Origin of the sequence: Sphingobacterium sp. SYP-B4668 (assembly GCF_027627455.1) — a bacterium.
In the GTDB taxonomy this organism is placed as follows: Bacteria; Bacteroidota; Bacteroidia; order Sphingobacteriales; family Sphingobacteriaceae; genus Sphingobacterium.
In genome coordinates this window covers 2,381,836-2,408,134 of sequence record NZ_CP115483.1, presented here as the reverse complement: position 1 = coordinate 2,408,134, position 26,299 = coordinate 2,381,836, and the positions used below count along the sequence as shown (strand labels likewise).

Below are 26,299 nucleotides of genomic sequence, written 5' to 3'. Positions count from 1 at the left end.
TTATCCAAAACAAATAAGGTACAGCAGATGCTGTACCTCGGTTAGGGTTAAAAATTGGTATAAAATATCTGCAAGATTTACAACTCTTCGTCATGCTGAGTACGATCGAGACCAAGCTCTTCGTCTTTCTCATGAACACGCAAAGGCGTAATCCAATCTGTCACTTTAATAAGTAGCAAAGACCCAAAAAATGCAAAAATAGATACTGCAACTAAGGCAACCATATGGGAAACAAACAACGCCGTTTCACCAAAATAAAGTCCGTTGGTTGTCACCACACTATTGACATTGCTATTTGCAAAGACGCCTGTCAAAACCATACCGACCATACCGCCCACACCATGACAAGGGAATACATCTAGCGTATCATCAATGCGTGTTTTACTACGTAAAAATACGACAAGATTGCTCACTAAAGCCGCAACCAGACCAATGACAATAGAGTGCGGAATACTCACGAAGCCCGCTGCTGGGGTAATCGCAACAAGCCCTACCACCGCACCAATACAAGCTCCCATAGCTGATGGTTTTTTACCTCGGATAATATCTACAAAAATCCAAGCAATAGCCGCAACAGCAGATGCCGTAGTCGTGGTTGCAAATGCATAGGCGGCTAAACTATTGGCACCACCGGCTGAACCAGCATTGAATCCAAACCAACCAAACCACAGCAGTGCAGTACCCAATATAACATAACTGATCCTTGCCGGAGAATGGGTAGGAGTTTTGCGTCCTTTAAGATAAATCGCCGAAGCTAGTGCCGCCCAACCTGCGGACATATGTACTACTGTACCACCTGCGAAGTCCAAAACTCCAAATTTTGCCAAAATACCTTCTGGATGCCACGTAGCATGAGCCAAAGGCATGTAAATAAAAACGCTAAACAGAATAATGAAGACCATAAAGGAGTTGAACCTAACGCGCTCCGCAAAAGCGCCTGTTATGAGCGCGGGCGTGATGATGGCAAATTTCAATTGAAACATAGCAAAAAGAACCAACGGAATCGTTGGTAACGCCGACCACGTAACACTCCCCAGCATGCCCTTCATCATATAGAATGTCCTGGGATCTCCAATGATACCGCCAATATCATCCCCAAAAGCCAGACTAAAACCAAAGATGACCCAAAGTACCGAAATCAAACACATACAGATGAAGCTCTGCATCATCGTAGAAATCACATTCTTCTTGCTTACCATCCCTCCATAGAAGAAGGCCAACCCTGGGGTCATGATCAAAACTAAAGCAGAAGACGCAAGCAACCATGCTGTGTCTCCAGAGTCAATCTGTACTCCTTCTTGATTAACTACATCCAAAGATGGTGTAAGTAAACCAACAATAGCCAAAAGGACCAAAACTACAAGTGGGACGAATTTTTTCATAGAGTTTTTACATTTTTTGATTAACATTTTCACAAACAACTCCGATTTAACACATAAATAAATCAAGAATCGCAAGCAATTATTGAATTTGAAACAAATATAATGTCATTTTTTTGAAAATCAAGAAATTTTAAAATAAAATCATATATTTGAATCAAAATCACCTAAAAAAACACACAAAAACACTAAAAACTAGATTATTAATACAAAATAAATGAAAAAACACACATAAAAAAGATACAAAATAGCCGATACAACAAAAACTAGAAGTGTTTTAGTGTTTTTAAATGCATTAAAAATCATTTATCCATTTAAAAACATATAAAAATGAAAAAATCAATCTTTACCACACTAATTTCACTTGCATTTATCGGAACAACGTATGCTCAAACTGAAAAAAGTGAGCTACTCGGCCTCGAAATCTCTGGATCTGTTGACACTTACTGGAAGTACGATTTCCAAAAACAACCCAACATCAACACATACTTCACCGAAGACAACAACTCAGTGTCTATTGGGATGGTAGATTTAGCACTCAAAAAAACAGCGGGCAAAGCATCATTTGTTGGAGAACTATCTTTCGGTCCCAGGGGCCAATATCGCTCGATCTTGAATGGAGATGGACAAGCAGGTGATGACAAAAACAGTTTCCACATCCAGAATCTTTACATTACATATGCCCTTACCGACAGATTAAGTGTCACGGCCGGCTTCATGGGTACATTCGTGGGCTACGAGGTCATATGCCCTTCTTTTAATTTTCACTATTCCACCTCATATCTCTTTGGTGCAGGTCCATTTCAAGATGCAGGGCTAAAAGCGCAATATAAATTTTCGGACAAAGTAGGACTAATGGTAGGAATATTTAATGATTGGAATGTATACCAAGACCTTAATGGCGTATCGCACCTTGGGTCTCAACTGTCGGTGACTCCCAATGAAAAATCCAGCTTTTATCTAAACTTTCTCACCGGTTCATCACAGGGTGGTGTCAGCAATTATAGCTCAGGTACCTTAATCGACTTCGTGGGCAACTATAACTTCACACCGCTATTCACCCTAGGATTAAACGCTACCGAATACAAAAGAAAAGGCGATGGCGGCTACACTGGAGCAGCACTCTACCCTAGAGTCAACATCAATGAAAATATAGGTATCGGCGTCCGTGGGGAATACTTCAAAATCAAGGAAGCGCCCATGCATGAGGTCACCGCAAATGAAGTCATGTCGGCCACACTAACCGCCAATTTCAAACATCACGGTTTCACTTTCATTCCTGAAATACGATTCGACAATAGCAACATGGAAACCTTTGTCAAACAAGATCTCACCCCTACCAAGAATGCAGGCCAGTTTTCCCTAGCCTTGGTATACGCATTTTAATCCCAACAACAAAGGCGACCTTACCGGGTCGCCTTTATCTTATATTTCTATTATTATTTTCCTACCGCACACTTACCGAAACCCGTCTATCTTTGATACGATCGGACTCTGGCGCATTAGCGGCGTATGCTGCAAATTCAGAACCATATCCTTCGGCTCCAGCTACCTGACTCCCCAAGCCCTGCTCTTCTAAGAACGCCTTGACAGTATTAGCTCGCTCTAATGACAGCTTTTTATTGAATGACTCATCCCCCGTCTTATCCGTATATCCACCAATCTTCACTTTAGCTTCTGGAAACACTTTCAATATAGCTGCTAAATTATCCAACTGACCCTTGCTTTCCGGCAAAACCTTTGCTGTCCCAGTCTCAAAATTCAAATTATCGAAGTCAAACCACTTGTTCTTCAACTCTGATTCTGGCAAGGATTTATAGTCAGATTGCAAAAATTTTATTAAATTATCTTCTATACCGTTTGCATAGGCATTGATATCTTCTCCGTTAGACAATTTCAAGACCACTTCATTTCGTACAGCATTTCCCAAGTTCACGCCTTGTGTATCTACAGCTGAAGTCATGGATTGCGTATCTATCATATTGTCTGTCGAATCAGCACCTCCCATATTATTGCCTCCACAGCTCTTACCAAACAAGAACCACAATGCAATTAAAACCAGCGGTATCAAAAGCCACCATATTCCATTGGATCGCCTGACTTCCTTTATCGCTTCCCGTGTATGCACCACAGGCTCCTCCTTTACAACAGGAGGCGTCACTGGCGGCAACGTTGCGGCTGGTGGCTCCATCAACGGAATTTCCGAGGGTGGTATAGGTGTCTCTACATGCGGCACTTTTACATCTGCATTAGAAAAAGCAGTCCCAAAAGCACCTAACCCCATTCCTGCGGGGAGCGCCGCGGCAAAATTACTCTTATTTTCGTTCAAGAGATTTGTTATCGATGACAAATCCCAATTAGTCCCTTTATTGGTCAAGCTCGAAAACACAGCAGGCAAAGCTACACCCATCACTTTCTGAACAGTAGCAGAGTTAAGTCCTAAAAAACCGGAAATAGTATCTACTACAGTTGTAGACTTACTTCCCAAAACGGTCTGTAACATATCACCATGCTGGCCATCGGCCGAACTTGCACCTTCTCCAGTATCATCCGCATCGCCGTTTGTCCATTTAGACAAATCAAGATCACCGAAATAGCGCTTTGCTTTGTCAAGTATAGTGCCTAAACCCGAACCACCTTCACTTTGCAAACCTAAAAAAAGAGCTGGCACTGAAACATCAGCCCCTTTCTTGATATTCTCCTTGTCCTCTCCCAAGGTTGAGGCCAGTCGCGAAACCACTTCTTCATTGAAGAATGACTTTGCTGAATCCAAAAGATTATTTTCCATAATATTACTTAATTGTGTAACAATAAGATTAACAACGGGTAACGCCTTTTGTTTTACTTCATCAAATTCTCTTTACTTAACATTGTCTTAATATGTATAAGTTATTTTTGTATTTTAACAGATTATTGCTTTTACTTATAAAATCTACTATGAAACAACCAAAGAACATACAACCAACCAACTTTGACAAATCCTGCCTCACCCGGACACAATACTTCAGAGGGGATGCACTGTCAAACATCATAATCACGAGGTAGATATTGCTCTAGAGCGCATTTCTCAAAAGATGATGCAAGTTGACAGACACTTCGATTCCTTAAAAAACAAACAGATTAATCTATAAAAACAAAACCAAGCGAAAGCGTTCGAACCTATAAACAACTGAGTCAATAGACGCAGCTATATAATTGAACTCGAAAACTCTTAAACAATCAAATTCCAATGAAAAAAATCTCTTTAGTGCTCGGACTTGCACTACTTTCGATGCACCTTGTCAGTGCACAGCAAAAACCAAAGTATATCTTCTATATGATTGGCGATGGCATGGGACTCAACCAAGTCAACCTAACAGAGATGTACCTTGCCGAAACAGAAGGACGCATAGGTATTTCGCCACTCGTCTTTTCACAGTTTCCAGTTGCATCATTTGCTACTTCCTACTCATCCTCCAATGGCGTGACAGACTCTGGAGCGGGAGGCACTGCACTTGCGGTAGGACACAAAACCAAAAATGGCGTTATCGGCATGGACAGCACAAGGACAAAACCGCTAAAAAGTATTGCCTACATTGCTAAAGAAAAAGGAATGAAGGTAGGAATCACGACCAGCGTCAGTATCGACCACGCAACGCCCGCCGCTTTTTACGCCAATCAACCCGACCGAAACATGTACTACGAAATCGCCAATGACATTGTCAAATCCAATTTTGATTTCTTCGGTGGTGCTGGCTTCCTCAAACCTGAAGAAAACCACAAAAAAGAAAAAGTAGCTTCTATTATACCCGTTTTACAAAAAAGTGGATATACGGTAGCCAAAGGCTTTGACAGCTACAACCAAGTGAAGGGAAAAAGCAGTAAAATCATCCTCACCAACAACGAACAAGGAGATGCAGGGTCTCTAAAATATGCATTAGATCGTAAAGAAGGAGACCTTACTCTGCAGCAAATTACCAAAGCTGCCATTGAATCCCTAAAAAAAGACAACAACAACGGCTTCTTTTTAATGGTAGAAGGTGGCAAAATCGACTGGGCTTGTCACGCCAACGATGGTGCCACTGCAGTACAAGAAGTCCTCGACTTCAACCAATCTGTAAAAGAAGCTCTGGCGTTCTATGAACAACACCCAAATGAAACGTTGATCATCGTAACCGCCGACCACGAAACCGGCGGAATGGTACTTGGAATAGGCAGCTCCAAACTTTCTTTTAAAAATCTTGCCTTGCAAAAAACATCTCAGTCCGAGCTTTCAACCAAAATTTCAGCATTGAGAACTTCTACTCCCAATGCATCTTGGGAACAAGTGAAACAACTCCTTTCTGACCAACTGGGACTATGGAGCACAGCTCAAGTCAGTAAGGATGACGAAAAATCACTTCACGAAACCTATCTAAAAAGCTTTGTAAACCACGAATCAGAGCAATCCAAAAGCTTATATGCGACAGACGACAAGCTAGCCACACTAGCCGTTAAAGCACTCAACAAGGCCTCTACATTAGGCTGGGGCTCTGGAAATCACTCGGCGAGCTATATCCCTATATTTGCAATTGGCGCAGGAAGTGAGAAATTCACGCACAAAATGGAAAACATAGATATACCTAAAAAAGTTGCCGAGTTATTAGGTGGGCAACTGGACTAACACCCTAAAAATACGATAAGCTACACTTCCATTGAAGTGTAGCTTATTCTTGAAAGCCTGAAAGCCATATCGGCACAACAAATTCACGAGCCAAATGCGCAAAACGGTACTGCTGATAATTCAAGACATTCACCCATACCATCTCTTCCAATTCAGCCATAGGCGCCAATCCATGTAGATCTCCGGCCCCCAATAATGCTTTAAATATGTATCCTCTTACACGCGTGTCCCCCTCGTTAACGGCAGTTGTCTCATGCACTCCTAGGTACTCCAACCCGTCAGGCATCACAACTAACCCGATTTCCTCAAAAAGTTCCCGCTGTAGCGCTTCCAAATGACTCTCGCCAACTTCAATCTTACCTCCCGGAAGTTGATAGTAAACAGAATTTCTTTTCCGAACCATCAATAGCTCATTGGCCACATTGACAACCATGCATCCGCAAATTTCAATTGTATGCATTTTTCTTATATTTTACTCCTGTTAAAAGTCGGATTTCATATACAAAAATAAGGCTACCTTATTAAATAAGATAGCCTTAAAGTATATATGTCATGAATAACTTATGCAATAGTTGCAATAGCGGCATTTAACGTCGACGAAGGGCGCATTGCTTTTGCAGCCAATTCATCGTTCGGGAAATAATATCCGCCAATCTGTTGAGCCTTTCCTTGTGCCGCAATCAGTTCTTCATTGATTTTTACTTCATTGTCAGCAAGCACCTGCGCCAACGGAGCAAATTTAGCCGCTAACTCAACATCTTTACTTTGACTTGCCAACGCTTGCGCCCAATACAAGGTCAAATAAAAATGCGATCCCCGATTGTCCAACTGCCCAACTCTTCTTGCAGGCGATTTATCATTTGCCAGGAACTTTTCGGTAGCTTCATCCAAAGCTTCAGCTAATACCATGGATTTGGTATTGCCCTGGGTTTGGGACAAATGCTCCAAAGAGGCTCCAAGAGCCAAGAATTCACCAAGTGAATCCCACCGCAAGTATCCTTCTTCTAGGAACTGCTCTACATGTTTAGGAGCCGATCCGCCGGCACCTGTCTCAAACAAACCACCACCATTCATCAAGGGAACGATGGACAACATTTTTGCTGAAGTACCAACCTCCAAGATTGGGAACAAGTCCGTTAAGTAATCGCGAAGGACATTACCTGTAACAGAAATTGTATCCAATCCCTGGCGGATACGTGATAATGATAATTTAGTCGCTTCAATTGGGTTTAAGATTTGGATATCCAAACCTGTTAAATCAAACGAAGGAAGATATCCCTCTACTTTTTTGATAATCTCCCTATCGTGTGCTCTATCCTTGTCTAGCCAAAAAATCGCGGGTGTGTCTGATAACCGGGCTCTATTTACTGCCAATTTAACCCAATCTTGAATCGGAGCATCCTTGGTCTGACACATACGGAAGATATCTCCTTTTTCAACTTTTTGCGTCATCAATACCGCACCATTGGCATCCACCACACGGATTACCCCATCGGCAGCTGCTTGAAAAGTTTTATCATGAGAACCATATTCTTCGGCTTTTTGCGCCATCAAACCTACATTGGGAACAGATCCCATTGTTCTAGGATCTAGGGCGCCATTCGTTTTACAGTCTTCTATAGTTGCCTCGTATACACCAGCATAGCTGCGATCAGGAATGATTGCAATTGTATCTTGTTGTTGACCAGCAGCATTCCACATTTGACCTGAAGTACGAATCATTGCCGGCATAGAAGCATCAACTATAACGTCGGAAGGAACATGTAGATTGGTGATTCCTTTATCCGAATTGACCATAGCTAAGGCCGGACCATTGGCAATAGCAGCATCAATAGCAGCTTTCACCTCCGTCTCTTGCGCATGCCCCGCAATCCTAGAGTATACCTCTCCGAGACCATTGTTAATATTGACGCCTAAGCCGCTAAATAGTTCGCCGTATTTGGCAAATACATCTTTAAAATATACTTCTACGATAGCACCAAATATAATAGGATCCGATACTTTCATCATCGTTGCCTTCAAGTGAGCAGACAGCAACACACCGGCAGCTTTTGCCTCTTCGATTGCGGATGCAACAAAAGATTTTAATGAAGCGATATTCATGACAGAGGAGTCAATTACCTCGCCTGCTTTCAAAGGAGATAACCCTTTTAATTCTGTAGTGGCACCGCTAGTATCTACGAATTCGATTTTAAATTTAGAATCTTGATCAATAGTCATAGACTGCTCGGATCCATAGAAATCTCCCGTGGTCATAGAAGCCACTTTCGTTTTGGAGTCCTTAGACCATACGCCCATAGAATGAGGATTTGCCTTAGCATAGTTCTTTACAGCTTTAGGTGCACGACGATCCGAATTTCCCTCACGCAACACTGGATTTACCGCAGATCCCAATACTTTAGCATACTTAATCTTAATTTCCTTTTGCTCTTCTGTCGTCGCCTCATCTGGATAGTTCGGAATAGCATAACCCGCCTGCTGTAACTCAGCTATTGCACCCTTCAACTGTGGTATGGAGGCCGAGATGTTAGGTAACTTGATGATGTTAGCCTCAGGAGTAGTCGCCAATTGACCCAACTCAGTTAATGCATCTTCGATTTTTTGATCGTCCTTTAAATACTCTGGAAAGTTCGCGAGGATACGACCCGCAAGTGAGATGTCTCTCAATTCTACATCAATATTAGCAGAAGCTGCAAAAGCTTGAACGATCGGTAAAAATGAATACGTCGCTAACAAAGGAGCTTCGTCTGTCTTGGTGTAGATAATTTTTGATGTATTTGACATGGTTATCTATAGAAATTTATTAATCTTTTGATTTTGTTGATATCGGAACGTCTTCAACATGACTTTCCTAAAAATTTTGCCTAAAGATAAGAAATTAAGAATAAAACTGGCACCAAACCTTCATATATGACAAGAGAATCGTGTAAAAAAATATTTTTTGGCTAGAACAGATAATTCTCCTCAGCAGCATTATACTGCCTAACTCTTAGGAAGGCTCCTGCTGCCCAGCCAACTGGCGCTGTAGCTAAAATTTGACTATTACGCTATTTTTTATTATATTTGCGATAATATGAGTAGATTTTTAAAAGATTATACAAGTAGACAACGATTAAGTAGCTTAAACTATACCAAAGGAAGAAGCTACCCCTTTTTCGAACCTTAGCGCTAGCAGACCATCTTTTTTTAATGTGGGGCACTTGCTCCAAATTTCAGCAATCTCTAAAATGACAGAGGTTCTTTGCATTTGTCTGTCAAATGTGAACTTGCTGTCGCATGACTGGAGCAATCCAGGACTATCATTCATTTAAAAAAAAATTAAACATGATGACTATGACAAACCTTAAAGTAGGAATTATAGGTGCGGGTCCCAGTGGCCTCGCAATGTTACGCGCGTTCGAATCGGAACGCAAGAAAGGAAATCCCATTCCAGAAATAAAATGTTACGAAAAACAAGATAACTGGGGTGGTATGTGGAATTATACTTGGCGTACAGGGGTAGGTAAATATGGCGAACCGCTCCACGGAAGCATGTACAAATATCTATGGTCGAATGGTCCAAAAGAGTGTCTCGAATTTTCGGACTACACCTTTTCCGAACACTTTGGCCAACCCATCTCTTCGTACCCACCAAGAGAAGTATTATTTGACTATATACAAGGTCGTATTAAACAAAGTAATGCGCGCGAGTTTATTCAATTCAATACCGTAGCAAGGTGGGTGGATTACATAGAAAATCAAAAGCAATTTAGAGTAATCTTCGATGATTTAGTCAACAACATTACTTTTGAAGAGACATTTGACTATCTAATCGTCGGGACTGGTCACTTCTCCACACCAAACCTCCCTTATTTTAAGGGGATTGAAAATTTTCCAGGCACCGTCATGCATGCGCATGATTTTAGAGGGGCAGATCAGTTCATCAATCAAGATATCCTCTTGATTGGAAGTAGTTATTCAGCTGAGGACATCGGTGTCCAATGTTACAAGCATGGGGCGAAAAATGTCACAATCTCTTACCGCACTAATCCGATAGACTGTAAGTGGCCGATAGGTATACAAGAAATGCCACTCGTAACCCATTTTGAGGGACGAACCGCCTATTTCAAAAATGGCGAGGTTAAGGACTATGATGCTGTTATATTCTGCACAGGGTATCAACACAAATTCCCATTCTTGCCAGACAATTTGAGATTAAAAACAAAAAACTGCCTGTACCCAGACGGCATCTATAAAGGGGTGGTGTTCAATGACAACGAACGATTGATTTACCTGGGTATGCAAGATCAATACTACACCTTTAATATGTTCGATACCCAGGCATGGTTTGCGAGAGACTATATATTAGGAAGGGTGACACTACCTGATTACGCAACCCGTTTGGCTGATATTAAAGCTTGGATTGCAAAAGAAGGAGCGACACATTCTGGAGAAGAACACGTTGACTTTCAGACTGACTATATAAAAGATTTGATTTCCTATACGGACTATCCCATGTTCAACCTGGATAAAGTGGCCGATATGTTCAAAAGCTGGCTAAAAGACAAAGAGGAGAACATCCTAACTTACCGAGATAAAGTGTATACCTCGGTCATGGACAAAACGTCGGCCGAACAACATCACACGCCATGGATGAAAGAGCTCGATGATAGCTTGGAACGCTATCTCGACGAAGTCCCCGCTGATGAGAACGAGTTGAGCAAGACAAACTACTACTAATAGCACGCTACTAAAGGCCTTTTGTAAAAACAAACAAAAGGCTTTTTTGTATTATATGCACCTGCTGTAGGTAAACGAAATAAAGAACGATTTTATCATTTGTAAAATATTTACCGCATATAATTAATGACCTTTGAACCGTAATATTTAATCAACTATTATGAATTGGATTATTCTAATTTTAGGTGGACTTTTTGAAGTCGGGTTTACTTTTTGTTTGGGAAAAGCAAAAGAAACAAGTGGAAACGAAGTACTAATGTGGTATGGCGGTTTTGTAGTTTCTCTGGCTATCAGTATGTACCTATTAATAAAAGCAACACAAGGGTTGCCATTGGGTACGGCTTATGCCGTATGGACGGGAATTGGTGCGGTAGGCACGGTACTTATAGGCATATTGGTCTTTAAAGAACCCGCTACCTTTATGAGGCTACTCTTCATCACGACGCTAGTAGGCTCCATCATTGGCCTTAAAGCCGTTTCTAGCCATTAAAGCGACAGCTACATTCTAAAAACATAATTATTGGTCGGATACACTATTGTATCCGACCAATTTTATTTTTACAGGACTTGCATTTTTTAACATTTGTAAAATTTTATCTCGTTTATTCAGTAGAAATTTGCGCCATTATTTTTAAATACATAGAACATGAACTGGATTATTCTAATCATTGGCGGACTATTTGAAGTTGGTTTTACTTTTTGTTTAGGCAAAGCGAAAGAAGCAAATGGAAATGAAATGTATATGTGGTATGGGGGATTCATCGCCTCACTATTGATCAGCATGTACTTATTGATTAAAGCAACACAATCATTACCCTTAGGTACGGCATATGCTGTATGGACGGGAATTGGTGCGGTAGGCACAGTGTTGATTGGGATATTGGTTTTCAAAGAACCCGCAACATTCTTACGCTTACTTTTCATCACGACGTTGGTCGGTTCGATTATCGGCCTTAAAGCAGTCTCTTCTCATTAAGTTATTTTTTCACTCTATACAAACGCATTTAAGCATGAACAAAGGACCTATATCTACATTTGTAGAAAAGAACTACTTACATTTCAACGCTGCCACATTGGTGGACGCAGCCAAAGGTTACGAAGCGCATCTCACAGCTGGAGGGAAGATGCTGATATCGCTAGCAGGTGCAATGAGTACTGCCGAGCTGGGTATATCCCTTGCGGAGATGATCCGTCAGGGTAAGGTTGACATCATTAGCTGTACAGGCGCTAACCTAGAAGAGGACATCATGAATCTAGTCGCTCACTCTCACTACAAAAGAATTCCTAACTACCGCGACCTGAATCCGCAAGATGAGTTGGATTTACTCCACTCTAAATATAACCGCGTAACAGACACTTGTATTCCTGAAGAAGAGGCTTTTCGCAAAATACAGGGACATATCGAAAAAATATGGAAAGATGCCGAAGCTTCGGGAGAGCGCTATTTCCCTCATGAATACATGTACAAATTGCTCTTAAGTGGGGTATTGGTCAATGATTATGAAATTGACCCGGCCAATTCTTGGATGCTAGCAGCAGCTGAACGCAACCTCCCTATCGTGGTCCCTGGATGGGAGGATTCCACAATGGGCAATATTTTCGCTTCTTATGTCATCAAAAATGAATTACAGGCTTCTACCGTAAAAAGCGGAATAGAATACATGATTTGGTTAGCCGGCTGGTACGAACGGAACGCCGTCGGCCATGGCGTAGGATTTTTTCAGATAGGTGGTGGTATAGCAGGTGACTTTGCCATGTGCGTAGCTCCCATGTTGGAGCAAGACTTGGAAAAGGACAACGTATTGAAATGGCGGTACTATTGTCAAATCACAGACTCAACGACCTCCTTTGGGTCTTATTCGGGATGTATTCCGAATGAAAAAATCACCTGGGGCAAACTTGATGTAGATACCCCTAGCTATGTAATAGAATCCGACGCAACGATAGTAGCGCCATTAATCTTCGCGTGGGTACTCAATCAATAGCGCAAATTTTATCCTTAAAAACAGGGTCGGCTTCATCTATTGGGTCGGCCCTAATTGGCATATAATTTACCTCCGTTCAGCGCGTATTCGACTCAAACTGACTTGGGTAATTCCCAAATAAGAAGCAATATATCCTAATTGTACCCGTTGCAGCAACTGTGATTGATTAGCTAACAGCTCATGATAGCGATCGGACGCAGTCTTGAACTCCCTATTAATCATCCGCTCCTCCGTTTTGAGCAGTTCTTTTTCGGCAAGCTTACGCCCCCAATTGGCAATATGGATATCACTTTTGAAAAGCTCCTTCAAATCGTTGCTGTTTATTTCATAGAGTACGCAGTCCTCCAAAAGCTCTATATTCTCATAGCCCTGCTTATCTTCAATGTAGCTTCGCATGGATATAATCGTTTCGCCTTCAGTACCAAACCAAAATGTAATCTCCGTATCTTTTAGATTGGAATAAGCTCGCGCGATTCCCTTATTGATAAAGTATAACGAGCGTTCGATTTTATCCGCCTCCAACAAAAGATATCCTTTAGGATGATTAACTTCCGTGACGATGTTTTTTAGCTGAAGGAGCGATTCGGCAGGAAGTGGATGTATCTCATTAATAATATTATTTAAGAGCATAAATTTAAGGTCGTTTAATGAGCTGCCATTTTTGAAAAAAGATTAATAACAATGACACCTGAGGTGATCAGTATCAGTCCAATGATTGCTGGAAGATCAGGTGTCTGCCTAAACATAATAATACCGACAAATGTAATCAATACAATGCCTACTCCTGACCAAATCGCATAAGCCACACCTACAGGAATGGTACGAAGTGTAAGACTCAGGAAATAAAACGCCAGTACATATCCCACTATAGTGATAACTGACGGTTTGAGCTGTGTGAACTGTTCGGATTTCTTTAAAAATGTGGTTGCTACGATTTCAAAAAATATAGCCAACAATAAAAACAGGTAGCTTTTCATATACTCTAATTTGTCTTCTAAGGAGCATCCGCCAACTAGCGGTTTTAAACAATAGCCTATGCCGGATAGGTATTTTATATCCCTATTTAGCACATGCAACGGCCTAAAGGTACAAAAATCATTAAGCTACCGACAGCACTAGGTTAAAAATAGATGCAGGCGCTCCTGAATGACGGAGTAAAAGCTTGTACTATATGATTGACTACTGCCGTATCCGACCGTAGTTGCGACCTGTGACCGGTATAACGTCCACCTCCTAATAGTTCGATACTTTAATAATACGAACCAATTGTAGGTATCTATAGAACATATGCCAAAAAGAAAGTAGCTACAGAAAAAAGTAACGGTTTTGGTTAAATATTGTAACAAAAACAAAGCACTTCATTTAATAGACACAGCTTTTAATATATTTGTAATCATGTCTAAACGAATTTTTGGCTTCTTGATGCTCTTGTTATATGTGAATGCAATTGCGTATCATGAAACCATCATTTTCGATAAATTTGACAACAACTTAAACTCAGGGATTACACTGGTCAATGTCTTACTCGACGACGTATTTGACATCCCTTTAAAAGCCGAACAAGAAGTTTCCGACTTTCAATACGATGAATATCGTGTAGCCAATCAGGTAAACGCCATACTCCCTATTCTTCTTCTCGTATTTTATCTACCCAGAATTTTAAAATCGGACAAACTCCGTACACTAGTACCAAAAAGACTGAATAAAGCTATCCCGCTCCAATTGGGATACTATCAATATCTATCTAGGTTAAAACCCTTCTAAGGAATTTCGTTCCCACTTCTTTCCTAATTTACAAGCAAACTTTGTCCTGGATCAAGTTATTACTTGACGTCGATTGTATTTGTTTGATTCTCGATCAGTATCATTTTTTATCCAAACATACTTACAGAAGGTAGAGTATCCCACAATGAGCCAATATACGAATAGTATATGCCTTATAATCTTGGATATGAGTCTTCACTTAAACACTTTTTTAAGATATGAAAGCAAATTTCATCCGCTACATCACATTCTCTTCACTAGCAGTTACCCTTTATTCCTGCCAAGAAACAAAATCATCTGAATCACCAAAAGATGATATCGCTGTGATCCCAACTACGAAAGTAACGCTGTTGGACACGACCATTACGCATGATTTCATTACGGATATCCAAGCAGTCAAAAATGTCGAACTCCGCTCCCGCCTGAATGGATTTTTAGAAAAGATTGCCGTTGATGAAGGAGATTTCGTTCGTAAAGGGCAAATTCTATTCACCATCAATGCTGATGAATTCAAAACGGAACTTGCCAAGGCCAATGCTCAGCTTAACAATGCCATTGCCGAAGCGAAGCGTGCCAGCCTAGAAGCCGATCAGACCCAGATTCTACTCCAAAAGAACATCATCTCCCGCACAGAAATGGATTTAGCGGAAGCCAAACTTCAAGCGGCGGAATCGAAAGTAGATGAAGCCCGATCCTTGGTCCAATTTGCACATACACGGTTGCAACAATGTTATATAAAGGCGCCGTTTGATGGTAGTATCGATCGGATTCTCTTACGTGAAGGTTCATTACTGACCGAAGGTTCATTAATCACCAATATTTCAGACAACAGTAATGTTTACGCTTATTTTGACATTACCGAACAACAATTTCTGTCTATGCAAGCGGACTCTGCAGTAGACAACAGAACCTTCAGGACACCTGTTACTCTCACGCTAGCGAATGGAGAGAACTACGAGAGTCCTGGCGTAGCCGAACTGGCCGAATCTGAATTCAATAGCCAGACTGGAACCATATCCTTACGGGCTCGCTTTGCCAATCCAAAGTTGGCGCTACGTCATGGCGCCTCAGGCAAAATCAATTTCCCTATACACGTAGACAATATGATTGCCGTACACCAAAAGGCGGTTTTCGAAATTCAAGATCGCACATTTGTCTATACCGTCGCAGATGATAACACCGTAAAAATGACCTCTTTCATCCCAGGACCTCGTATTGGGCACTACTATTTGGTAAAAGAAGGATTGGTCGAAGATGAACAAGTCGTTTTTGAAGGTACCCAAGGACTGAAGGATGGTAACAAAATCAAACCACAATTGAAAGAACAAGCAGAAAATAAATTGGCTCAGAAATAAGTAAAATCAAATGTTTGACATTTTTATAAAACGGCCGATTTTATCCCTGGTGATATCGGTCTTCATTACCCTATTGGGATTACTTTCCCTATTTACACTTCCGGTGACACAGTTTCCTGATATCGTCCCCCCTTCTGTAGTGGTGACAGCAAATTACACCGGTGCTAATGCAGAAGTGAGTACAAATGCAGTAGCAATACCTTTGGAAAAAGCCATTAACGGCGTTGCGGGGATGACATCCATGTCCACGGTAAGTACCAACAACGGAAATACCTTGATACAAATATTCTTCAAAGTAGGCACGGATCCGGATATCGCAGCAGTAAACGTACAAAACCGCGTAACCACGGTATTAGACGAACTTCCAGAGGAGGTCATTAAAGCTGGTGTAACGACTGAAAAAGAAGTGAACAGTATGCTTATGTACCTCAATATTTATAGTGAGGACGAGCGTGCAGATGAACGCTTCATCTACAACTTTACCGACATCAATATCCTCAAGGAATTGAAACGTATCGAAGGAGTAGGTTTTGCCCAAATTATGGGAATGCGGGATTATGCTATGCGCGTATGGTTAAAACCTGACCGCCTAGCCTCCTATAATATCAGCGCAGATGAAGTAATTGCTTCTCTTAGAGCTCAAAACATTGAGGCTGCTCCCGGTCAAACTGGAATAGGATCAGACAAAGTCGTCAATATGCAACAATATGTCCTGCGCTATACCGGAAAGTTTACAGAAGCAGAGGAGTATGAAAATATTCCGATAAGAGCCAATGCCGATGGATCCGTATTGCGAATCAAAGACATTGCAACTTTGGAATTTGGTTCGTTGGATTATGAAATGGTCTCGAAAACCGACGGAAGACCTTCTGCTTCAATCATGATGAAGCAATTGCCTGGATCGAATGCTCAAGATGTCATCAACAATGTAAAGCAGCGCATGTCCGACCTAAAGGAAACAAGCTTCCCGCCAGGAATGACCTACACATTGGGCTATGATGTTTCGCGCTTTTTGGATGCGTCTATCAGCAGTGTCATTACTACATTAATTGAAGCCTTTTTACTCGTTTTTCTGGTGGTATTTATTTTCCTGCAAGACTTTAGGTCCACATTAATTCCGGCTTTGGCTGTACCAGTGTGTTTGATAGGAGCACTTTTCTTTATGCAGATGTTGGGATTCTCCATCAATCTGTTGACACTCTTTGCGCTCGTATTAGCTATCGGTATCGTGGTAGACAATGCCATTGTCGTGGTAGAAGCGGTTTTTGCCAAAATGGAAGACGATGAAACACTCACGCCTCGTGAAGCAACATTTGCCGCGATGAAGGAAGTGGGATCAGCAATTATTGCCATTACATTGGTCATGTCAGCAGTTTTCATCCCTGTGGCTTTCTTGGATGGACCGGTTGGGATATTCTATAGACAATTCTCGCTCACACTGGCCTCAGCAATCGTCATCTCAGGAATCAACGCATTGACGCTTACCCCGGCACTCTGCGCCATCATGCTAAAATCACCACATGGTAAAAAGAAAAACAACAATCTACTTACTCGCTTTTTCAATGGGTTTAATAGATGGTACAACAATACCTCTGGTAAATATGCCGTTGTGGTCCGTACTATTGCCAACAGGCGTACATTAACCATCGGACTACTCGTTGGCTCATTTGCTGCCACGTGGGGAATGAGTAGCATATTACCGGGCGGCTTTATCCCGACCGAAGACCAAGGGATGATCTATGTGAATGTCACTACTCCGCCTGGAGCGACGGTAGACCGTACAGAAGTAGTCATGAATGAAGTAGACAAAATCAGCCGCGACCTAAAAGCCGTAGAGACTGTATCCACACTATCTGGCTATAGTCTTGTGAATGAAGTTTCGGGCTCGTCGTATGGAATGGGAATGATCAACCTCGCAAGCTGGTCAGACAGGGAGCAGTCTGTCTGGGAAATTATCGATGAATTAAAAGAAAAGACAAAACATATCAAAGACGCCGAAATCGAGTTTTTCCCACCACCTACAGTACCTGGGTTTGGAAACTCTTCTGGATTTGAACTTCGTCTATTGGATCGTTCGGGCAAAGATGATCTCACAGCATTCTCTGAGGTAGTCAATACTTTTATGGACGATCTTAAGAGCAGTGACGAAATTGGAAATGTCTTCACGTCTTTTGAGACTAACTTTCCGCAATACATGCTCCATATAGATTACGACCTAGCCGCTAAAAAGGGGATATCTGTCGAAAATGCAATGAATACCTTGCAGACATTGATGGGTAGTTTTTACGCGACCAACTTTATTCGTTATGGACAGATGTACAAAGTCATGGTGCAAGCAGATGCGATGTATCGCCAAAAACCAGAAGATGTACTGCAGCTTTTTGTGAAAAACGATAAAGATGAAATGGTCGCTTACTCAGCTTTCATGCGGATGGAACGAGTTTATGGACCCGAACAAATTACTCGTTACAATATGTATGCCTCTGCAATGTTAAATGGAGATCCGGCACCAGGCTACAGCTCGGGGCAGGTAATCGAGGCAGTAGAACGTATTGCTAAAGAAAAATTACCTGCCGGCTATGCATTTGAATGGTCAGGAATGACGAAGGAACAGAAGGCTTCTGGTAATCAGGCCGTCTATATATTCGGAATATGTTTGCTTTTTGTATACCTCCTATTATGCGCCCAATACGAAAGTTTCTTACTTCCAATGCCTGTACTTTTCTCTTTACCAGCGGGAATTTTCGGGGCCTTCTTTTTCCTAAAGGTATTTGGGATGGAAAACAACATTTATGCACAAGTAGCCTTGGTCATGTTGATTGGACTATTGGGCAAAAATGCTATTCTAATCATTGAATATGCAGTAATTAAGCACAAACAAGGATTATCCGTAGTTGAGGCATCCATTGAAGCAGCAGTAATGCGCCTACGCCCTATCCTCATGACCTCTTTTGCCTTTGCGGCGGGTCTAGTTCCATTGGCAATGGCCTCGGGAGCTGGAGCACTTGGCAACAAATCTATCGGACTTGCGGCTTTAGGGGGCATGCTTATAGGCACCATCTTTGGGGTCTTGATTATACCCGGGTTATATGTATTGTTCAATGCAACCAAAAAGACCATTGCAAAAAAAGGTAAGCCTAAAATCGTTGAGGCAACCATTGGGATTGTATTCATTCTTGTACTATTTGGAAGTTGTAAAATACAGTCAGACGTGCGCGATACTTTTGTACCATCCAGACTTCCCATAACAGATTCTACTTCAAATGAGGGGAAATTAATAACTGACCTCAAGTGGAGCACCTTTTTCAAGGATGAACACTTACGCAAACTAGTGGACACGGCATTGGTCAACAGCCCTGATATTGGAGAAGCCCTTCAACGTATAGAATTCAGCAGGGCCAAGCTCACCATGCGTAAAGGTGAGCAACTCCCCCAAGTGGACTTAGCAATTGAGGGAAGCCTCAATAGATTTGGAGATTATACGATAGATGGTACTGGAATCTTTGATCAAAATCTTTCGGACAACATCTCTGGTTCCAAAATTATACCGAATCCTGTACCGGATTATTTCATAGGGCTTCGCTCTGTTTGGCAATTGGATATATGGGGCAAACTGAAAAGCCTAAAAAATGCAGCATATCATGAATATTTAGGGAGCTATGAAGCAAAAAAATTGGTGCAATCCGAATTGGTTACTGAAATTGCGAACAGATATTACGACCTAGTTGCCTTGGATGCTGAACAACAAGCTATTCGAGAGAACATCGCTATTCAGTCCAAAAGCTTAGATATCATGGAGGTTATGAAAAAAGCAGGAACTGCCAACTCATTAAGCGTCAACCAATTTAGAGCAGCCCTATTGAATGCTAAAGCCCAAGAGAAGAAAGGACTGCAACAAATAAGGGAAATTGAAAACGAAATAAACTTTTTAATGGGCAGATTTGATGGAAAGATAGAACGCACGATTCTTCCTGAGAATATCACGACCATATTCGAAGCCATCCCGTCTACTCATACGGACATTATGCTGGCTTCACGCCCTGATATTCGCCAGGCTACTTTGAATCTCATGGCAGCAGGTATGGAAACCGATGCAGCTAAAGCAAATCTATACCCATCTCTGGTCTTGTCTCCTCAGATTGGATTGAATTCCTTTCGAATAGAGAAGCTCATGTCTACTTCGTCACTCGCCTATAGCTTACTTGGAGGTGTCTCTGCGCCTCTGCTCAATAGACGTGCACTAAACGCAACTTATGCACAGTACAAAGCCAACTACGGTATCCAATTCTATCAATATGAACGAACTGTACTAAAAGCTTGGCAAGAGCTATTCAGTCAACTAGAAATTCAAAATGATGCAAAAGAACGGCAAGAGATATTGGCACAGGAAGTAGATGTACTGAATGAGGCTGCGACTGTATCCAACGATCTGTTTGTAGCTGGACGTGCTACATACCTTGATATATTGAGTGCACAGCGATCAGCGTTGGAAGTAAGTATGGAAGAAATACAAAGCCGTAAAGAGAACATCCTGATTCAATTGAACATCTACAAAGCATTAGGAGGTGGCTGGTAACTTACATCATTTTTTTTAAAGAACTAACATAATAAACAGTCCGGCTAAAGTCTTTTTTAGTCGGACTGTTTTATTAAATATCATCCTACATAAAATTAAACCGTTCTTCCTGTATTTTGACATTTCTTTGAAGAGTCAGACACAGGCCCCACCTTATAAGATTTAAATATTCTGAATTCAGCATATTTTGATTGCTTCATAAAAACATTATAATATTTATGTCTTAGGATATTCGTGAAATACATTATTTTTGAAATCATTCAATCAAATTGCTCACGCATGTATATCAGAAAAGCACAACCAACAGATGAAGCCGCCGCTGCCCTAATGCTGCAAGCTATGGAAGATATTGTGTATCGTTTCATTGGAAAAAAAGACAAAAAGGAAGCTACTTATTTTCTAACTGAGCTTTTTAAACAAAAGAGCAATCAATACAGTTATGAGAACACATTTGTCGCTATTGATGAAAATGATCAAATTGTAGGTAGTATTACTGCCTATGATGGCGACCAACTGGCCTCCCTAAGAGCCCCGGTGTTGCGGCTCATGCAGGACAAATACAATCAGCACTTGCAACTCGATAATGAAACTGATGGGGATGAGCTTTATCTCGATACTATCGCTGTAGCTCCCAATCAGCAGGGAAAGGGTATCGGAGGTCTATTGCTCCGTCACATCTTGAACTACGCCCAAGATCACAATTTTTCAAAGGTGGGCCTATTGGTGGACTTCACCAATCCAAATGCACAACGCCTCTATGCACGTGTCGGCTTTCAAATCGACTCCAAAAAGGACTTTGCTGGCGGACAGTACTACCACATGATTTATCCTTGTAAATAGCACCTTGCCTTTAGAGAATATTACGCTCAACGCTTCGCTAAAGGGGACTTGAAAAATTTGTCTTTCTTATCTTACATCAATGCTCACACAACTATTCGTGCATACCTTTGTCTTGTCACAAAAGCAATCTAACGACTAGATCATATGCTAAGGGTCAAAGTACCCTTTTGTAACGTACGAATTAGCATTCATAAAAAGGAGAATCGAGATGAACACAAAAAAAATTGAAAAAATAATAGCGCCTAGACATGCACATTTCGTTGGCGACGGATTCAGGGTCCACAACTTTATCCCGAGTGCACCTGGTGTTACGATGGAGAGAATGAGTCCATTTATCTTACTGGATTATAACGCAAAATTCACATTCCCTCCGTCAGAACATTTGAAAGGGGTCGGTGTGCACCCCCACAAAGGTTTTGAAACAGTCACTATTGCCTATAAGGGTAAAGTCGCACACCACGATAGCAGTGGCGGTGGAGGTGTGATAAACGAAGGAGATGTGCAATGGATGACAGCAGGATCCGGTATACTTCACAAAGAGTACCACGAAGAAAGCTTCAATAAAACCGGTGGTGAATTTCAAATGGTGCAGCTATGGATTAATTTGCCAGCAGTGAACAAAAAAAGTTCTCCAAAATACCAAGCAATAGCGCATGCGGATATGACTGTTGTCAAGCTACACGACCAAGCCGGTGTAATAGAGTTAATTGCTGGTGAGTACAAAGGGAACAAAGGTCCTGCCTCAACATTCACTCCTGTGAACCTCATGACCTTGAAATTAAACACTGGACGGCATGCAGACTTTTCTTTTCCATCGTCCTACAATACAGCATTGGTCGTAATCGAAGGAAATATTAAAGTCAATGGGCAATCGGTCCCTACGGATAATTTTGTTCTTTTTGAAAACAACGGTGAGGATTTTGATGTTGAAGCTACAGACAACGCAATTGTACTTATATTAAGTGGAGCGCCGATTCACGAGCCCATTGTAGCGCACGGCCCCTTTGTCATGAATACAAAGACCGAGATTGTCGAGGCATTTGACGAATTTAATAAGGGAAAATTTGGCTATTTGGAAGATTAACCCGAAATTACTAAAGGTAAACAGCAGAAGAAGAAGGTTAAGGATTTTTTCACTAAACATAGATATCCATGAAAGAAGAATTTTTAAGTATCCCTTTGGTTAAGAACGAAAAGGACCACCAATATGAGATAAATATTGAAGGTAGCAAAGCATTCATCACGTATCGAGAAAGTGCATCCCAAATTACCTTACTTCATACCGAAGTAGAGGATTCCCTGCAAGGTCAAGGAGCTTCTACTGCTGTCATCGAAAAGACATTGGAGTCCATTGAAAAAAGTGGAAAAAAGCTAAATCCACTTTGTCCATTGGTGGTCGCGTACATCAAAAGACATCCAGAATGGAAAAGAATTATATCTGAAAATAGAACTTCATTAGATTAAAGCATACATTATGTCAAATATAGGATTGATAATTGAAGAGCGTGCTGCTGATATTGGAAACTTTATGGTAGGCAGACTTTTGCCCTTTATTCAGAAACGGGCAGTCGGTCCGTTTGTTTTCATCGACCATATGGGACCAGCTGCACTTAAAGATTACGAAAACTTGGACGTGCCCCCTCATCCACATATTGGGTTGTCTACGCTGACTTATTTATTTGAAGGTGCAATATTTCATCGGGATAGTATTGGGTCAGCTGTCGAAATCCAACCAGGCGCAGTTAATTGGATGACAGCGGGTAAAGGTGTCGTTCATTCTGAACGGACGCCAGAATACTTGCGTAATTCTGAAAAGAAACTACATGGATTACAAATATGGGTAGCCCTTCCGAAGGACTTGGAACAGAGTGAGCCCACATTTACTCACATCGAAGCCTCTGACATACCTACATGGGAGCAAGATGGCGTACAATTCAAACTTATTGCAGGCAAAGCATTTGACAAAATTTCACCTGTACCGATCCACAGTCCGCTATATTTTCTGGAAATAAAAAGCTCCAAAGCAGCAAAGGTCAACATAGGCGAATACCTTTTTGGAGAAAGTGGTTTGTATATCTTATCGGGGGAAATTCGAAGTGAAGGTAATACCTATCAACCGAAACACATCCTGATTGCTAAGGACTCCAAACTCTGCGAATTTGAAATAGGTGAGAATACAACAGTATATATTTTTGGAGGAGATGCGTTTCCAGAACAACGATTCATCCATTGGAATTTCGTCAGTTCTGATAGGGCGACCATAGAACAAGCCAAACATGACTGGAAAGATCAAAAATTCCCAAAGGTACCTGGTGAGACTGACTTTGTCCCACTACCGGCTTCTTCTCTCAAATAAAACTTAAAAAAGGAGGGGTACATGTGTACCCCTCCTTTTAATTTAGGATAAGTTCAATTACCGGTATCTCTATATTTGGCTTGACAACTGGCAAATCCATAATCAAATCCCCCTCACCTGCCGTTATCGCCATGTGCTCTCCAGCAGAGGCGGCACTTCGCGACGTAAATTTAATTTCCGAATTATCATGCAAAAACTGAGCATACTTCACCTTTCCCTTAAAGCCAGGAAGATATAAAGTCTTAAATGGCCATTGAAGCAGGTGGATGTACATTCTTTTAGATTCCGGATTATAGGTCAGATAGGTATTATCAGGCTTCTGAACATCGTCGGGCGCTGCGGTACATCCATAAATTGACTTGCTATTATACTTCATCCACTGCCCTATTGCATCCAAGCGTTCGGTTGCACGATCATCAAAATACCCTCTAGCAGTTGGTCCAACATTCAACAGCAGATTCCCCCCTTTACTCACCACTTCAATGAGCATCGCTATCAATTGGTTATTGCTTTTCCAAGTATTCTCATCTCGATGGTATCCCCAAGAGCCAGAGAATGTTTGACAGGTCTCCCAAGCCACACGCTTACCATTATGCTCGGGCCATTTATTAGGCATGAATTGTTCTGGCGTCTTATAGTCCCAACCCCAATCTGTTTCCATTAGATCTAATCGATCGTTCATGATAATCTCAGGCTGCAGCTCCCTCGCTAACTTAACTAAACCCTCACTATCCCAATCTTGGTGTCCTTTACCATCTTTACCAGGATACGAAAAATCCCAAAACAACAAATCAATCTTCCCGTAATTGGTCAACAATTCACGAACTTGATCTTTCATAAACTTACGGTATTTGGTCATATCGCGCTTTGCATTTGTTTCTCTAGCTTCCTTACTATTGCGAAGAGCGTGGGTACCATCTATTGTAAAATCTGGATGATGCCAGTCAATCAACGAATAATAGAACCCAATTTTTAACCCAGCGTCACGACAAGCCTCGACAAAAGGTTTTAACAGATCACGCTTGGCGGGCGTATTGGTCGCTTTAAAATCACTTACTTGTGTATCCCACAAACTGAAGCCATCATGATGGCGGGTAGTAATGACGACATACTTCATTCCGGCTTCCTTAGCATAAGCGGCCCATTCAACTGGATTGTAAAGATCAGGATCAAACAAGTCAAAATAAGTTTCCTTGTATTTCTCTGTGCTCATTTGCTCACGCTGCTGTACCCATTCATGACGGGCTGGTACGGCATACAGCCCCCAATGGATGAACATTCCGAAGCGATCGTGTGCCCACCATTTCATACGTTCCTGTTGGTCTTGATTAGCACGTTCAGCCCATTTGGGTATACTTGGAGATGATGTTTGGGCATCTACTTGGACTTGATTCATAATAGACAAGCCCAGTATTAAAATGATTTTTGTGAGATAATTGGTCTTCACTTTTGAAAGTTTTTAGGGTGACGGAAATACTTATTTGGTCATATAGCCGATAAAACATCAACCGGCTTATCAACATGAGTACAATAATATAAATAAAAGCAAGAAACTACAAAGAGATAAGTAACACAACCGTTTGCACAAGTCACATCCACCGAAAGCACTATGCAAAAAGCAGGTTACTTCCAATTACACCGGGTACACCCTGACAGATTGTCTAATTAAAAAACTGACAACAACTACAAAAAAGTCAACATGTCAGATAAAGTCTAATACATACTTTGTCATTTCAAAATAATAATGGATTTAAAGGCATTTAAAAGGCTATTGATAATCAATCAACTACACCAAAAGCTTATTTTGTATTAAAAAAAATCAAAATAAAACAGGTACTGGCACAAACATTGACCAATAAGGTTAAACGGTCAAAAAGTAAAGACCTTATAAAAATTATTATCATAACATATTTAAAAATTAAAGACATGAAAAAATTATTCCTTACTTTAACAGCTATTACAGCATTAACTTTTGCCGCAAACGCACAAACAGAAAAAGGGAAATTTATTGTGGGTGGACAAGTAGGATTTTCTACGGAAAAAATTCAAGATACAGATCTGAAAGAGAATAGCTTCTCCCTTATGCCACAAGTTGGATATTTCATAACGGACAACTTCGCTATTGGTACAGGTGTAGGATATGAGTGGTCTAAAAAAGAAGCCGTCGGGGTTGAAACTGTAAACGATGCTTTCAAAGTAGCACCATTTGGTCGTTATTACATGGGCGAGGGGCCAGTTAAGTTCTTCGGACAATTATCTGCTCCAATGTCTTGGGGAAAAGTAGAAGTAGACGATGTAAAGACTCATAAAGTTAACAATTACGGTGTGGAATTGGCTCCAGGATTTGCGTATTTCCCTACTTCCAAGATTGGTATTGAATTCAAAGTAAGAGGTTTGTACTACAATCATAACCAAACAACCAATGAATTGACAGATACAAAAGTCAAAACAAATAGCTTTGGTTTAGATGCCAACTCTTTGGCTCCTACCATTGGTGTACAGTTTCACTTTTAACAAATAGTTCATATAGTTGAAAAGGGAACCTCATGACGAGGTTCCCTTTTCGCATTCTATAATATTTGTATTAATCAAAAAAAGTCCGTAATCGAGCGACTACGAACTTTTATTAACCAATTATAAACTTAAATTATGAGACAGCTAAGATACGTGTTGTCACATAAAT

At 41.1% G+C, this 26,299-nt stretch carries 21 protein-coding genes; 14 read left to right on the top strand and 7 right to left on the bottom strand.

Annotated features, from left to right (window positions below; all coding sequences use genetic code 11):
* Positions 1-77: 77 nt before the first annotated feature.
* Positions 78-1,382 (bottom strand): ammonium transporter, encoded by a 1,305-nt coding sequence (locus OQ289_RS10160; protein ID WP_270090621.1) that lies wholly within the window; start codon positions 1,380-1,382, stop codon positions 78-80.
* Positions 1,383-1,709: 327 nt separating this feature from the next.
* Between OQ289_RS10160 and OQ289_RS10155 the strand changes: the two genes are divergently transcribed.
* Positions 1,710-2,765: an outer membrane beta-barrel protein gene (locus OQ289_RS10155; protein ID WP_270090620.1), complete on the top strand. Its 1,056-nt coding sequence runs from the start codon at positions 1,710-1,712 to the stop codon at positions 2,763-2,765.
* A gap of 61 nt (positions 2,766-2,826) precedes the next feature.
* On the opposite strand, the gene OQ289_RS10150 is transcribed toward OQ289_RS10155, so the two are convergent.
* Positions 2,827-4,167, bottom strand: a complete 1,341-nt coding sequence (locus tag OQ289_RS10150) for an OmpA family protein (protein WP_270090619.1) — start codon at positions 4,165-4,167, stop codon at positions 2,827-2,829.
* A gap of 441 nt (positions 4,168-4,608) precedes the next feature.
* On the opposite strand from OQ289_RS10150, the gene OQ289_RS10145 reads away from it, so the two are divergent.
* On the top strand, positions 4,609-6,021 hold the full coding sequence (locus tag OQ289_RS10145; RefSeq protein ID WP_270090618.1) for an alkaline phosphatase: 1,413 nt from the start codon (positions 4,609-4,611) through the stop codon (positions 6,019-6,021).
* Positions 6,022-6,064: 43 nt separating this feature from the next.
* On the opposite strand, the gene OQ289_RS10140 is transcribed toward OQ289_RS10145, so the two are convergent.
* Both OQ289_RS10140 and OQ289_RS10135 read right to left on the bottom strand, forming a co-directional pair.
* Positions 6,065-6,481 carry an NUDIX hydrolase gene (locus OQ289_RS10140; RefSeq protein WP_270090617.1) on the bottom strand — a complete coding sequence of 139 codons (417 nt, stop codon included), beginning with the start codon at positions 6,479-6,481 and terminating at the stop codon, positions 6,065-6,067.
* A gap of 101 nt (positions 6,482-6,582) precedes the next feature.
* Positions 6,583-8,805, bottom strand: coding sequence for an NADP-dependent isocitrate dehydrogenase (locus tag OQ289_RS10135; RefSeq protein WP_270090616.1), 2,223 nt, complete (start codon positions 8,803-8,805; stop codon positions 6,583-6,585).
* Positions 8,806-9,345: 540 nt separating this feature from the next.
* On the opposite strand from OQ289_RS10135, the gene OQ289_RS10130 reads away from it, so the two are divergent.
* From OQ289_RS10130 to OQ289_RS10115, 4 genes are all read left to right on the top strand, one after another.
* Positions 9,346-10,740, top strand: coding sequence for an NAD(P)-binding domain-containing protein (locus OQ289_RS10130; RefSeq protein ID WP_270090615.1), 1,395 nt, complete (start codon positions 9,346-9,348; stop codon positions 10,738-10,740).
* Between the two features lie 160 nt (positions 10,741-10,900).
* Complete coding sequence (locus OQ289_RS10125; RefSeq protein WP_033565813.1) at positions 10,901-11,230, top strand: DMT family transporter; 330 nt, start codon at positions 10,901-10,903, stop codon at positions 11,228-11,230.
* Between the two features lie 156 nt (positions 11,231-11,386).
* Positions 11,387-11,716: a DMT family transporter gene (locus OQ289_RS10120; RefSeq protein WP_033565812.1), complete on the top strand. Its 330-nt coding sequence runs from the start codon at positions 11,387-11,389 to the stop codon at positions 11,714-11,716.
* Positions 11,717-11,750: 34 nt separating this feature from the next.
* Positions 11,751-12,725: a deoxyhypusine synthase family protein gene (locus tag OQ289_RS10115; RefSeq protein ID WP_270090613.1), complete on the top strand. Its 975-nt coding sequence runs from the start codon at positions 11,751-11,753 to the stop codon at positions 12,723-12,725.
* Between the two features lie 66 nt (positions 12,726-12,791).
* Here the strand turns inward: OQ289_RS10115 and OQ289_RS10110 are convergent, their stop codons facing one another.
* Together OQ289_RS10110 and OQ289_RS10105 are read right to left on the bottom strand one after the other, a co-directional pair.
* Positions 12,792-13,355 (bottom strand): Crp/Fnr family transcriptional regulator, encoded by a 564-nt coding sequence (locus OQ289_RS10110; RefSeq protein WP_270090612.1) that lies wholly within the window; start codon positions 13,353-13,355, stop codon positions 12,792-12,794.
* A 14-nt stretch (positions 13,356-13,369) separates the two neighbouring features.
* A complete protein-coding gene (locus tag OQ289_RS10105) occupies positions 13,370-13,702 on the bottom strand; it encodes a DMT family transporter (RefSeq protein WP_270090610.1) in 333 nt (110 codons plus the stop codon).
* A gap of 418 nt (positions 13,703-14,120) precedes the next feature.
* Here OQ289_RS10105 and OQ289_RS10100 point away from each other — a divergent pair, with 418 nt between their 5' ends.
* From OQ289_RS10100 to OQ289_RS10070, 7 genes are all read left to right on the top strand, one after another.
* Positions 14,121-14,489, top strand: coding sequence for a hypothetical protein (locus OQ289_RS10100; RefSeq protein ID WP_033565808.1), 369 nt, complete (start codon positions 14,121-14,123; stop codon positions 14,487-14,489).
* Positions 14,490-14,707: 218 nt separating this feature from the next.
* A complete protein-coding gene (locus OQ289_RS10095) occupies positions 14,708-15,844 on the top strand; it encodes an efflux RND transporter periplasmic adaptor subunit (RefSeq protein WP_270090609.1) in 1,137 nt (378 codons plus the stop codon).
* A gap of 10 nt (positions 15,845-15,854) precedes the next feature.
* Complete coding sequence (locus tag OQ289_RS10090) at positions 15,855-20,420, top strand: efflux RND transporter permease subunit (RefSeq protein WP_270090608.1); 4,566 nt, start codon at positions 15,855-15,857, stop codon at positions 20,418-20,420.
* Between the two features lie 279 nt (positions 20,421-20,699).
* Positions 20,700-21,260: a GNAT family N-acetyltransferase gene (locus tag OQ289_RS10085; RefSeq protein ID WP_270090607.1), complete on the top strand. Its 561-nt coding sequence runs from the start codon at positions 20,700-20,702 to the stop codon at positions 21,258-21,260.
* A 208-nt stretch (positions 21,261-21,468) separates the two neighbouring features.
* Positions 21,469-22,344 carry a pirin family protein gene (locus OQ289_RS10080; RefSeq protein WP_270090606.1) on the top strand — a complete coding sequence of 292 codons (876 nt, stop codon included), beginning with the start codon at positions 21,469-21,471 and terminating at the stop codon, positions 22,342-22,344.
* Positions 22,345-22,412: 68 nt separating this feature from the next.
* A complete protein-coding gene (locus OQ289_RS10075; RefSeq protein WP_270090605.1) occupies positions 22,413-22,724 on the top strand; it encodes a GNAT family N-acetyltransferase in 312 nt (103 codons plus the stop codon).
* Positions 22,725-22,734: 10 nt separating this feature from the next.
* Positions 22,735-23,616, top strand: a complete 882-nt coding sequence (locus OQ289_RS10070; protein WP_270090604.1) for a pirin family protein — start codon at positions 22,735-22,737, stop codon at positions 23,614-23,616.
* Between the two features lie 37 nt (positions 23,617-23,653).
* Here the strand turns inward: OQ289_RS10070 and OQ289_RS10065 are convergent, their stop codons facing one another.
* Positions 23,654-25,012: an alpha-L-fucosidase gene (locus tag OQ289_RS10065; RefSeq protein WP_270090603.1), complete on the bottom strand. Its 1,359-nt coding sequence runs from the start codon at positions 25,010-25,012 to the stop codon at positions 23,654-23,656.
* A 530-nt stretch (positions 25,013-25,542) separates the two neighbouring features.
* Between OQ289_RS10065 and OQ289_RS10060 the strand changes: the two genes are divergently transcribed.
* Positions 25,543-26,130: an outer membrane beta-barrel protein gene (locus OQ289_RS10060; protein WP_270090602.1), complete on the top strand. Its 588-nt coding sequence runs from the start codon at positions 25,543-25,545 to the stop codon at positions 26,128-26,130.
* Positions 26,131-26,299: the final 169 nt, after the last annotated feature.

Coding starts and splice junctions, on each gene's coding strand:
- OQ289_RS10160 (WP_270090621.1), bottom strand. CDS start 1,382: ATGAAAAAATTCGTCCCACTTGTAGTTTTGGTCCTTTTGGCTATTGTT.
- OQ289_RS10155 (WP_270090620.1), top strand. CDS start 1,710: ATGAAAAAATCAATCTTTACCACACTAATTTCACTTGCATTTATCGGA.
- OQ289_RS10150 (WP_270090619.1), bottom strand. CDS start 4,167: ATGGAAAATAATCTTTTGGATTCAGCAAAGTCATTCTTCAATGAAGAA.
- OQ289_RS10145 (WP_270090618.1), top strand. CDS start 4,609: ATGAAAAAAATCTCTTTAGTGCTCGGACTTGCACTACTTTCGATGCAC.
- OQ289_RS10140 (WP_270090617.1), bottom strand. CDS start 6,481: ATGCATACAATTGAAATTTGCGGATGCATGGTTGTCAATGTGGCCAAT.
- OQ289_RS10135 (WP_270090616.1), bottom strand. CDS start 8,805: ATGTCAAATACATCAAAAATTATCTACACCAAGACAGACGAAGCTCCT.
- OQ289_RS10130 (WP_270090615.1), top strand. CDS start 9,346: ATGATGACTATGACAAACCTTAAAGTAGGAATTATAGGTGCGGGTCCC.
- OQ289_RS10125 (WP_033565813.1), top strand. CDS start 10,901: ATGAATTGGATTATTCTAATTTTAGGTGGACTTTTTGAAGTCGGGTTT.
- OQ289_RS10120 (WP_033565812.1), top strand. CDS start 11,387: ATGAACTGGATTATTCTAATCATTGGCGGACTATTTGAAGTTGGTTTT.
- OQ289_RS10115 (WP_270090613.1), top strand. CDS start 11,751: ATGAACAAAGGACCTATATCTACATTTGTAGAAAAGAACTACTTACAT.
- OQ289_RS10110 (WP_270090612.1), bottom strand. CDS start 13,355: ATGCTCTTAAATAATATTATTAATGAGATACATCCACTTCCTGCCGAA.
- OQ289_RS10105 (WP_270090610.1), bottom strand. CDS start 13,702: ATGAAAAGCTACCTGTTTTTATTGTTGGCTATATTTTTTGAAATCGTA.
- OQ289_RS10100 (WP_033565808.1), top strand. CDS start 14,121: ATGTCTAAACGAATTTTTGGCTTCTTGATGCTCTTGTTATATGTGAAT.
- OQ289_RS10095 (WP_270090609.1), top strand. CDS start 14,708: ATGAAAGCAAATTTCATCCGCTACATCACATTCTCTTCACTAGCAGTT.
- OQ289_RS10090 (WP_270090608.1), top strand. CDS start 15,855: ATGTTTGACATTTTTATAAAACGGCCGATTTTATCCCTGGTGATATCG.
- OQ289_RS10085 (WP_270090607.1), top strand. CDS start 20,700: ATGTATATCAGAAAAGCACAACCAACAGATGAAGCCGCCGCTGCCCTA.
- OQ289_RS10080 (WP_270090606.1), top strand. CDS start 21,469: ATGAACACAAAAAAAATTGAAAAAATAATAGCGCCTAGACATGCACAT.
- OQ289_RS10075 (WP_270090605.1), top strand. CDS start 22,413: ATGAAAGAAGAATTTTTAAGTATCCCTTTGGTTAAGAACGAAAAGGAC.
- OQ289_RS10070 (WP_270090604.1), top strand. CDS start 22,735: ATGTCAAATATAGGATTGATAATTGAAGAGCGTGCTGCTGATATTGGA.
- OQ289_RS10065 (WP_270090603.1), bottom strand. CDS start 25,012: ATGAATCAAGTCCAAGTAGATGCCCAAACATCATCTCCAAGTATACCC.
- OQ289_RS10060 (WP_270090602.1), top strand. CDS start 25,543: ATGAAAAAATTATTCCTTACTTTAACAGCTATTACAGCATTAACTTTT.